Origin of the sequence: Eggerthella sp., assembly GCF_048329335.1 — a bacterium.
GTDB classification, from domain to species: Bacteria; Actinomycetota; Coriobacteriia; order Coriobacteriales; family Eggerthellaceae; genus Eggerthella; species Eggerthella lenta.
The window spans coordinates 1-10194 of the sequence record NZ_DBFEGU010000112.1 but is presented as its reverse complement, the minus strand read 5'-3'; the positions used below and the strand labels follow the sequence as shown (position 1 = coordinate 10194).

The following is a 10194-nucleotide window of genomic DNA, read 5'->3' as shown; positions in this document are numbered from 1 at the left end:
ATCAAGACCGACGGCGAAATCGCCCCGGCGCCCGCGGAGCCCGCTCCCGCCCCCACCGTCGGCGACCTTTCCTAACGCAACCGACTTCCGGCGCGCAGCCGCCGACGAATGTTTCACGTGCAACATTCGTACGTGCTGCCGCCTTCTCAAGAAAGGAGTCCCTCATGGACTATCTCGCTCGCGAATCGGCCGACCTTTCGGACGGCCTGTGGAACCGCATCGACGAAACCGTTATCGGCACCGCCCGCGCCCAGCTGACCTGCCGTCGATTCCTCAAGGTGTTCGGCCCGCTGGGCGCCGGCGTGACCACCGTAGCCGTCGACGGCGTGAACAAGGAAGAGGTGCTTGAGGACGGCATCGGCCGCATCGTCGGCCGCACGCAGCTCGAGCTGCCGCTGTTCTACGAGGACTTCACCCTGCTCAGCCGCGACATGGAGTATGCCGCGCAGACCGGCTACCCGCTGGATCTGTCCGTGGCCATCGCCGCCGCCAAGAAGGCGTCGCGCCGCGAGGACGACCTCATCCTCAACGGCAGCAAGGCGCTGGGCACCGACGGCTTGCTCACGGTGAAAGGGTCGTCGAAAATCAAGAAGAGCGACTGGTCGCAGGGCGAAAACAGCTTCGCCGATATCACCGCCGGCGTCGCCCAGCTAGCCAAGACCGGCTACTTGGGCCGCTACGCGCTCGTGGTGTCGCCCGACCTGTTCCTCGACTTGCAGCGCCTGCAGCCGAACACCGGTCTGCTGGAGATCGACCGCATCAAGAAGCTCATCGGCGACAACGTGTACATGACCAGCGTCATGGGTCCCGGCAAGGCCGTGCTCGTGTGCGCCGAGCCCGAGTACCTGGATCTTGCCATCGGCCTGGATCTGTCGGTTGGCTACCTGGAGCTCGCGGACTTCAACCACACGTTCCGTATCATGGAAACAGCCGCCCTCCGCGTGAAGGACCCCGCCGCCATCGTGGTATTCGCGTAACGCCGAGCGCGTCCATAAAGCATTTGAGAGCGGCCTGCATTTGATGCGGGTCGCTCGTTTTTGTTGTCACGTTAACTCATTCCGCTGTTTTACCTATAATAGAGTTAAATTTGTAGTATAATTTTAACTCTATTAGAGTAAATCGATCGAATCGAGTTAAAGAAGGCTACACATGGCGTATCGTGATCTAAGAAAAATCTTCCACGGTTATCCCAAGACGTACGCTACCGAATACGAGTCCAGGTTCAATTCCGACCAGTCGCATAAAGTCGGTTTCGACGTATCCGGGAGCCCTGCGTTTTTCGTCATGACTCCAGAGATCTACCAGGCGGCAATCGATGCTGCAAAAATCGACAAAGAGATCTACCAGCTCATTCTCTCTTTGCCTGGGAAAGCGATACAAAGCTATCGGGAGTCGAACCTTATCGATGAAATCGTTATCACCAACGAAATCGAAGGCGTACGATCTACAAGGCGCGAAATCGGAGACGTCCTCGAACGACTGGAAGAAAACGACAAACGTGGACGCTTCCACGGTCTTGTTCAAAAATACCAAATGCTGAGCCGCGAGGAAGACATCGCAATCTGCACCTGCGCAGATGTCAGAAGCATATACGACGACTTGGTCTTGGACGAGGTTGCACGCGACAATCCGGATCACGTTCCCGACGGAACCCTCTTCAGAAAAGGCCCTGTATCAGTATGCGACGCCACCGGTATCCCCATTCACAAGGGAATGGAGCCAGAATCGAAGATCACTCTTTGCCTTGAGAAAGCGCTCGATATTCTGAATGATACGGATATCGAACCTATCGCTCGCGTATCGCTGTTCCACTTTCTTTTCGGCTACATCCACCCCTTTTACGACGGAAACGGCAGAACAAACAGATTTATCAGCAGTTATGTTTTGTCGAAAGAGTACGAGCCATTGATTGGATTCCGGCTTTCTTATGCCGTAAAGCAGGACATTGAGAAATACTATAGAGGGTACACCGTCTGCGAACACCCCTTGAACAAGGGCGATCTGACCCCGTTCGTGATAGCATTTTCGGAAATAATCGTTTCCGCCATGGAAAGCATGCGCAATTCCCTGAGGGAGCTCCGAAACATGCTCGAAGAGGGCGAGAGGATGGCGGAGATCGTGTTCGCAAAAGACGAGAAGGCCATCGAAATCGCCAGCGTTCTTGTGACAGCTGCGCTGTTCGCCTTCAACGGGATCACCATGGCGGAACTCACCTACACGTTCGACGCATCAAGGCAGACTATGTACAAGAAGCTCGCTCCCTTCAAAGAACGCGGTGTGCTCGTCGCGCAAAAAGAAGGACGTAAAACGTACTATCGGATGGACTTGGATGCCCTCAGGCGCCTCGCCGATCAGCAGTAGCAGAGTAGAGTTGCAGCTCGCTACAGCTTCTCCTCGTTCTTTTGCCTGTGGCGGATGACGAGGTTGCGCCACACCACGTAGGCACCGAGGACGAACGCGCCCACGTAGCCCAACACGCCCAGCAGGGGCACGCCCAGAAACTGCGGGTGCATGTTCGTGGTAGCAAGCAGGCTCGATCCGATGAACAGCCCGGCGGAGATGAGCGCCATAGCCACCGTCCCGCTGACGGAGTAGAGCGCGGCGATGGCGTCGATCGGGATGCCGAGGTCGGCGCCGACGCGAACCTGGCCGCGATCGATCATGTCGAGCGTGTGCGATGCCTGGGTGGGCAAGCGCACCGCGGCCTGCGCGGACGTCGCCGCGGTCGAGACGAACTCGCGCGCCTTGGTTTCGAACGCCTCCCAGGTGCGCTCGCGGCGCTTCACGTGGGCGGCGATGATGTCGATGACGCTGGTGTCGGGCGCGATGTCCACCAGCACGCCCTCGATGGTGACCATGCCGCGCGCCAGCAGGGTGAACGAAGGCGGCAGCGCCAGGTTCTGCGTCTGCAGCACGCCGAACACGTCCATCAGCGCCGAGCCCACGTTGATGTCGGCCAGGTTCACCGTGGTGTACGAGACCAGCAGGTTGCCCAGCTGGCTGAGCAGCCGCCCGTGGTTGACCGGCCCCTCCGAGCGCACGGCGCCCAGCAGCGCTTCCATCAGCGCATACGGATCGTTCTCGGCCACAGCGCGGAACATGCGCCCGATCAGCGCGCGCTCGAGCGCCGACAGCTGGCCCACCATCCCCAAATCGATCCACACGATGTCGTCGCCGCGCACGAGGATGTTGCCCGGATGCGGGTCGGCATGGAAGAACCCGTTGTCCACGATCTGCGTCACGAAGCTCTCGGCCAGGCGCTGGCCCAGCTTCGCCGGATCAAGGCCCATAGCGCGCAGGGCGGGAACGTCGTTGATCATGGGGCCCTCGACGAAGTCCATGACCAGCACGTCGTCGGAACTGAGGTGCGGATACGGGCGCGGGCTTTCCACTCCCGGCTGATCGTCGAGAAACTGGCGGAACCGCACGAGATTGTGCTGCTCGACGCAGAAGTCAAGCTCCTGGCGCGTCGTGCGCTCCAGCTCGGTGACCAGGTCGTCCAGCGACAGCTTGATGCCGTCGGTTGCACGGGTGAGCCCTACGAGCGCAACCGCCTGGCGGATGAGCGCGAGATCCTGCGTCATCTGCTCCACCACGTGCGGTCGACGCACCTTGATGGCCACGTACGACCCCGCCTTCGGAGCGTCGGCAGGCAACGGGACCGCCGCGGCGCCGGTGCCCGCTCCCGCATCGCCAACCGCATGCGGCGCGATGCGCGCCCGGTGCACTTGGGCGATGGACGCCGATCCGAGCGGCTTCTCCTCGATGCACGAGAACGTTTCCCGCCACGGATGCCCCAGCGATTCCTCGATGGTGGCGAGCACCGTGGAGAACGGCATGGGCGGCACGTCGGCGCGCAGCCGCTTGAACGCGTCGGCGTACGCGGGCGGGATGACGTCGCTGCGGTTCGCCGCGATCTGTCCCATCTTCACGAACGTCGGCCCCAAGTCCTCAAGCAAGCTGGTCGCCTTTTCCGGCGTGAGGCCCGACAGCACGCGATGCTGCCGCAGGATGCGCTCGATCTCGCGCAGGCGCCTCCCCGACCCCGACCCTTTGTCGCGTCGCGCCTCCACGGCCACCTGCGCCACTTCCTTGAGCGTGGCCACGCCGCACCTCCTCGTCTCGCCTGTTCAACCTACATTCGACAGCCCAGCGTACCATGGCACCATGCGGCGAGTGCACCGGTTGCCCAGCGGTTATCGGACGGATGCCGAGCCGGAGGAAGACGGGCGGAAACGCACGCCGCCCCGGCCTGCGCAGACCGGGGCGGTTGAAGGGGGCGCGACGCGGAGGGAGGGGAGAGAACGCGTGCGCCCCGTCGGATTGGATGATCGGTCGAGCGGCCGGCATGCGGGCGATCCCGCATGCCGGGCCGACGCCATTGCCGCTTACGCGTCGATCGTCTCGACGGCGTACTGCCCGGCCAGACGGCCGCCGCAGTAGGCGCACATAAGCGAGTAGCCTTCGTAGTCGCAGTACGGGGCGCTCATCAGCGTGCCGTTGTCGGCGCCGGCCACGTACAGGCCGGGGATGGCCACGCCCTCGCCGTCGATTGCTTGCAGACGGTCGTTCGTGCGGATGCCGCCGATGGTCACCCATGCGCTGGGCTCATACTGGAATGCGTAGAACGGGCCGGTGGTCACGGGCTGCAGGAAGCAAGCCGGCTTGTAGAACTGCTCGTCGTTGCCGTCGGCGCAGTAGCCGTTGTACTCGTCCAGCGTCTCGACCAGCTCGGGCGCGTCGATGGCCTGGGCCAGCGCCTCGATGGTGTCGGCCTTGAAAGCCCAGCCGGCGCTCACGGCATCATCGATGCTGCCCTGCACGTTCTCCAGCGGCTTGTCCTTGAGCGTCATCATGCCGGTGCGCCAGTTCACCTCGTCGGCGCCGCACAGCGTCCACGCGTCCTTGCCGGAATTCAAACCGTCCACGTACGCCTGGTCGACCACCGCGTAGTACTTGCCGCCGACCAGCGAGATGGCCCCGCCCAGCGCCAGCGGCAGATTCGCGAACTTGCCCTCGTTCGAGAAGCGGCGGCCCTGGTTGTTCACCAGCAGCGTGCCGTAGATGCCGATGGTGAACGCGGCGCTCTTGCGGTCGTACAGGCCGTCGGCTTTCTGGTTGGAGCCGGTGAACTCGTTGCCCGCGATGCCCCACTGCGTGGACAGCTGACCGCCCGCAGCCTGCACCATGTCGATGCCCTCGCCCACGGACAGCACGTTGCCCAGCGGGTTCACGAAGGTGCCGAACTTCTCGCGCATCATGTCGACGTTGCCCAGGAAACCGCCCGTGGCCACGATGACGGCCTTCGCCTTCACGTCGGTCACGCCGTCGCCCTCGCACTGCACACCCGTGCATGCGCCGTCTTCCATGATGAGGCGCTTGCCCGCCGTGTTGAACAGGAACTCGCCCCCCTTGCTTTCCACGAACTCTTGGAGGGGCTTCATGCGATCCTCGCCCTTGGCCTGCGTCTTCGAGTCCTTCGGGTCGCTCTGGAAGTTGGCGCGCACGGACGCATGCCCTGCGCCGTAGTTGTCGGGACGCAGACCGGTAGGCACGCCGAAGTCGTCGGTGAACTGGTCGACCGTCTCGCCGGAGATGGCGACGGCTGCCTTGACGGCCGCAGCGTTCGTGGACCAGTGCGCGTACTCCATAATATGGTTGAAGGCTTCCTCCACCGTGAACTCGACGCCGGCTTCCTGCTGCAGCTTCGAGCCCACCATGAACGGGCCGCCCGCCAGCGAGCCGTTGGCCACGCCCACGTTACCGCCCTTCTCGATGACGACGACGCTCTTGCCGGCGCGCACGGCTTCGACCGCGGCCCACATGCCCGCGCCGCCCGCGCCCACGATGGCGATGTCGCATTCCTTCGTCTGCCCGGCGGTCTGCATCGCGGAAGCTGCGTCGTCGGTCGCGCCCTTCGCGTCGGCGTTCGCGCTGCTTGACGCTTGCGGGGCGCATCCGGCAAGCGCGGCCGCGCCGCCCAGCGCCGCAACGCCGCCCAGCGTGAGGAAGCTGCGACGAGAAAGCCCGTTCTTTAAAGTAGCCATGTGAGGTCCCTCCTAAAGGATTCCCTGTGCGCTCGACCGTTCCGATCGAGCGGCGCGCCCTCCCGAGGCGCTGAGGAAAGCATGCCTCGCATCAGGCGGTTTGTCGCGGGTGAAGTCGCGCGCCGAGGGGTGAATCCGCGTTCACCCCTGCGCTCACCCCTGGTACAATGACACGACGAACAGGAGGTTCCCATGAAATCAAGCGACGTGGTGCGCGCGCTGGCGCCCGCAGATCAGGCCGGCGAGGACGAGCCTCTGTCGGCGCTCATGTACCCGCTGCGCTTCTTGGGGATGGGCCTGCTCATCGCCTGGCTGTGCTGCACGCACGTCGCCTCCATCTTCCCGGGCGACGTGTTCGACCCCGCGCTGCGCTCGGCATTCGACACGGGCATGCGCATCGGCGACATCGGCACATTCCTCGCGTTCGTTCTATTCGCGCCGCGCATCGGGCGGCTGAGCAGGCACAAGGCGTTCTCGTGGGCAGCGGTCGCCCTTACGACGGCTGGCACGGCGGCGGTGGGCCTCGCGCTCATTCCCGGCGGGGTCGGCGAGGCGGTCATCATACCTGCCAGCATCGTCACCGCCATAGGCGGCGCTGTGCTGTTCTGCCTGTGGGCCGAAGCGTACAGCCAGATGGGAGCCACGCGCACGCTCATGTACGGCGCGCTGTCCTGCATCGCGGCAGCCGCGGCGTCGTTCCTCATCTCCACGATGGAGGCGCCGTTCGGCGTTATCGCCACCGCACTGCTGCCCCTCGCATCGCTGGCATGCGCGCACCTGAGCTTTCGCCTGTTGCCAACCGAGCGCGCCGTGGCGAAAGGGGTGCACTACCCCATTCCGTGGAAGCTCATCGTGATCATGGCCATTGCAGGCTTGCTGTCCAGCTTCTCAGGCGCGTTCCTCTCGGCCACGGAATACGTCGGCGCCATCCATCGCGTCGCGGCCACCGGCATCGTGGGCGTCGTGATTCTCGTGATGGCCGTTTCGAAGCGCGACCGCTTCGACGCGCGTTTCCTGGCGAAGGTGGGACTGCCGGTTGCCGTCGTCGCATTCGCCGTCATCCCCTTCGTCGCCCCCATGCAGGGCTACATCGTGTCGGTGCTCATGCGGTTCGCTTACGTATGGTTCACGTTCTTCGTGCTGCTCATGCTGGCGAACATCTGCTACCGCTTCGAGATTCCCAGCCTGCGGCTGTTCGCCATCGCGCGCGCGTCAAGCGAGGCTGCGCTGCTGGCAGGCATCCTGGTGCGACGCGCCCTGTGGCAGACCGACCTGCTGGCGGATCCGACGACGCTCGCGGGGTTCGCCTTGGCCGGCATCGTCTTGGTGCTGGTGTGCGTGGTCATCTGGATGAGCGAGAAGTCCGTGAACGGCGACTGGGGCGCGTCGGGCCTGTCGCTGGCCGACCGGCTGCACGTGCCGGGACCGCGCGAGCGCTTCATGAGCCGCTGCGACGACCTGGCCGCGCAGTACGACCTGACCGCCCGTGAAACCGAGATCATGGGGCTGATAGCCCAGCGGAAGAGCCGCGCCGAGATCGAGCAGGAGCTGTTCCTGTCGCAGAACACGGTGAAGACGCACGTGCGGCACCTGTACGCCAAGCTGGGCGTGCACTCGAAAACCGACGTCATCGCGCTGTTCGAAGAGTGAGGGCGCCGCTCTGCGAGCCCATCTTCGCCCGAAAAACACGCCACAGAGGGCTAATGCGTGTTTTTCGGGCGAAGATGTTTCCCGGCGAGGTCGCAGTTGCAAGCCGCGCCCATGCTATGATGCTGCACTATGGCACGCATCGTGAAACATAGCGAGCATCCTCTTTGGATGTACAAGGCCTTCCTCCTGGTGGCGGCTGCCATCTGGGGATTGGGCACCGTGGTCATCAAGTCGACCGTCGACGAGTTCCCGCCCGCATGGCTCGTCGGCGTGCGCTTCACCGTGGCGGGCATCATTTTGGGCATCGTCATGTTGCCGCGGTTCAGAAAAGCGCTGGACCTCGACCACCTGAAAAAGGGCGCCATCCTGGGCGCGTTCCTGTTCCTCTCGTACTGGGCGAACTCCACGGGACTCACCGACACCACCGCCTCGAACAGCGCGTTCCTCACATCGCTGTACTGCGTGATCATCCCGTTTCTCGGATGGGCGCTGCGCGGGCCGCGCCCGACTCGCTTCAACATCGCCGCCGCCCTCGTGTGCGTGGCCGGCGTGGGCTGCGTCTCGTTCGCGGGGCTCTCGGGGTTCTCGCTGCGCTTCGGCGACCTGATCACGCTGCTGTCGGCGTTCTTTCTCAGCCTGCATGTGCTGTACACGGCGAAGTACGCGCGCGGTCGCGACATGACGCTGCTCACGGTCGTGCAGTTCCTGGTGGCCGGCGTTCTGGGCTTCGGCGCCGGGCTTGCGTTCGAGCCCATGCCCGCGTTCGCCAGCTTGGGGCTGGACACGTGGGTGAGCCTGGGGTACTTGGCCGTGTTCGCCTCGTGCATCGCGCTGCTGCTGCAGAACTTCGCCGTCGCGCACGTCGACCCCGCGCCCGCATCGCTGTTCCTGGCAACCGAGTCGGTGTTCGGCGTGACGTTCTCGGTGCTGTTCTTGGGCGAGATCCTCACCGGCCCGCTGTTCGCCGGGTTCGCCCTCATCTTCGCCGGCATCGTGATCAGCGAATACCTCCCCTTGCGCGCAGAGAAGAAACGCCGAGCGCGCGCGATGAAACCGCAGGAAGCGGAAACCTTCCCGTTCGAAGACGACCCCGAGCGGGAAGCATAGCCTTTCCACCTCTCCGCCGCCGATCACCTTGCCAAGCCCCATCCCGATGTTTCACGTGAAGCATCGGGCGCTTCGAGATGCCGCTATCTGGCGGCGCAGGAAACGCGCTAGATTGAGCAGCAAAGCACGCAAGAACCGCGCTGGATCCAAGGGCAACCCGCATGGAATTCGCGTGAGAACTGGGTCAGATTAGCGCTAGATTGAGAAAGATTCGCGCTAGACGTGCGCCATCTGCGCGTAAGACGAGGTCGTTATACTAGGGACACGGCCTTGTTGGGCGGAGAGGATAGCACCCTCTTTACATCCATTTCCGATTCTAGATAACGGAAGGGGGTGTCCTCTATGGATGGATTGGTGTTCGACCTTACCGGAGTTATCTTGCAGGTTCTCTGCTTGCTCGCTGCTCTCTGCAACTTGGGAGTGGAGGCGGCTGCGCTTGTTCTGCAAGTTCAGTCGAAAGATAAACCCCGGTCGCCCCAAGGGGACGAACCGGGACCCAAATAAATCCGAACCGCCGAAGCAAGTCCGAGGGCCGTGGGGAGTAACCAGCTCCCTGCGGCTCGCCTGCATTATACGCGACACGCCCCGTAGCTTCAACCGATTACCGTGATGAGATAACTCACCCTATCGTGGCGAGATGGTTTCCTTTAGAATGGGGCGACGCGCTCGACAAGGACGACGCACATTCGCCTCATCACCCAGGACGCCTTATGAAACACGCCGCACCCGCCGACCAGACGCCCGCTCCTGCAAGCTCGCCTGAAACCACCGCCCGACGGCGTTTCTCGGCGCCCAAGATCATCGGTATCGTCGCGGGCTCCATTGTGGGCCTGCTGCTGATCGCCTACGTGGCCGGCAGCCTTTACTTCACCGACCGCTTCATGCCGAACACCGTGCTGGGGGACCACGACGTGTCGCTGAAAACGTCGTCCGAAGTGCAAGCCATCCTCGACGACGCCTTGAGCGATTACACCGTGGCAGTTTCGGGGCAGGGCTTCTCGATGAAGCTCTCCGCGAAAGATGCGGGCGTCTCATTCGACGGGCAAGCCATCGTCGCCGACGCGCTGGGCAACACGAACCCCTGGCTGTGGCCGCTCGAAATCACGCGCGAGCACGACGAAACCGACAGCTTGGCTGCCTCCAGCGGGAGCAGCCTCGCGAACGCGGTGCGCACCGCCGTCGACGAGTTCAACGCCACGGCCACCCCGCCGACGGACGCGGTCGTCGCATTCGACGAGCAGAAGAACGCGTTCGCCGTGCAGCCCGAGGCGACCGGCACCGCCCTCGACGCCGATGCAGTGGCCAAAGCCATCGGCTCCGCCATCGCCTCGATGCAGCCCACGGCCAAGCTGACCGCCGACGCGCTGCAGCAGCCCGCCGTGCCCGCCAC

At 63.6% G+C, this 10194-nt stretch carries 7 protein-coding genes; 5 read left to right on the top strand and 2 right to left on the bottom strand.

Features of this window, described 5'->3' with window-relative positions; translation table 11 throughout:
* Positions 1-164 precede the first annotated feature (164 nt).
* Both ACMO6A_RS03520 and ACMO6A_RS03515 read left to right on the top strand, forming a co-directional pair.
* Positions 165-977: a family 1 encapsulin nanocompartment shell protein gene (locus tag ACMO6A_RS03520; RefSeq protein WP_009305371.1), complete on the top strand. Its 813-nt coding sequence runs from the start codon at positions 165-167 to the stop codon at positions 975-977.
* Between the two features lie 172 nt (positions 978-1149).
* On the top strand, positions 1150-2361 hold the full coding sequence (locus tag ACMO6A_RS03515) for a Fic family protein (protein ID WP_009305372.1): 1212 nt from the start codon (positions 1150-1152) through the stop codon (positions 2359-2361).
* Between the two features lie 20 nt (positions 2362-2381).
* Here ACMO6A_RS03515 and ACMO6A_RS03510 read toward each other — a convergent pair whose 3' ends face one another.
* Together ACMO6A_RS03510 and ACMO6A_RS03505 are read right to left on the bottom strand one after the other, a co-directional pair.
* On the bottom strand, positions 2382-4106 hold the full coding sequence (locus tag ACMO6A_RS03510; protein WP_009608467.1) for an ABC1 kinase family protein: 1725 nt from the start codon (positions 4104-4106) through the stop codon (positions 2382-2384).
* 282 nt (positions 4107-4388) lie between these two features.
* Positions 4389-6047 carry an FAD-dependent oxidoreductase gene (locus tag ACMO6A_RS03505; protein ID WP_418470792.1) on the bottom strand — a complete coding sequence of 553 codons (1659 nt, stop codon included), beginning with the start codon at positions 6045-6047 and terminating at the stop codon, positions 4389-4391.
* 192 nt (positions 6048-6239) lie between these two features.
* Here ACMO6A_RS03505 and ACMO6A_RS03500 point away from each other — a divergent pair, with 192 nt between their 5' ends.
* From ACMO6A_RS03500 to ACMO6A_RS03490, 3 genes are all read left to right on the top strand, one after another.
* Positions 6240-7697, top strand: coding sequence for a helix-turn-helix transcriptional regulator (locus ACMO6A_RS03500; RefSeq protein ID WP_009305375.1), 1458 nt, complete (start codon positions 6240-6242; stop codon positions 7695-7697).
* Between the two features lie 129 nt (positions 7698-7826).
* Positions 7827-8804, top strand: coding sequence for a DMT family transporter (locus tag ACMO6A_RS03495; protein ID WP_009608508.1), 978 nt, complete (start codon positions 7827-7829; stop codon positions 8802-8804).
* 710 nt (positions 8805-9514) lie between these two features.
* The coding region (locus ACMO6A_RS03490; protein WP_418470791.1) for a peptidoglycan binding domain-containing protein at positions 9515-10194 on the top strand (680 nt) is incomplete at its 3' end.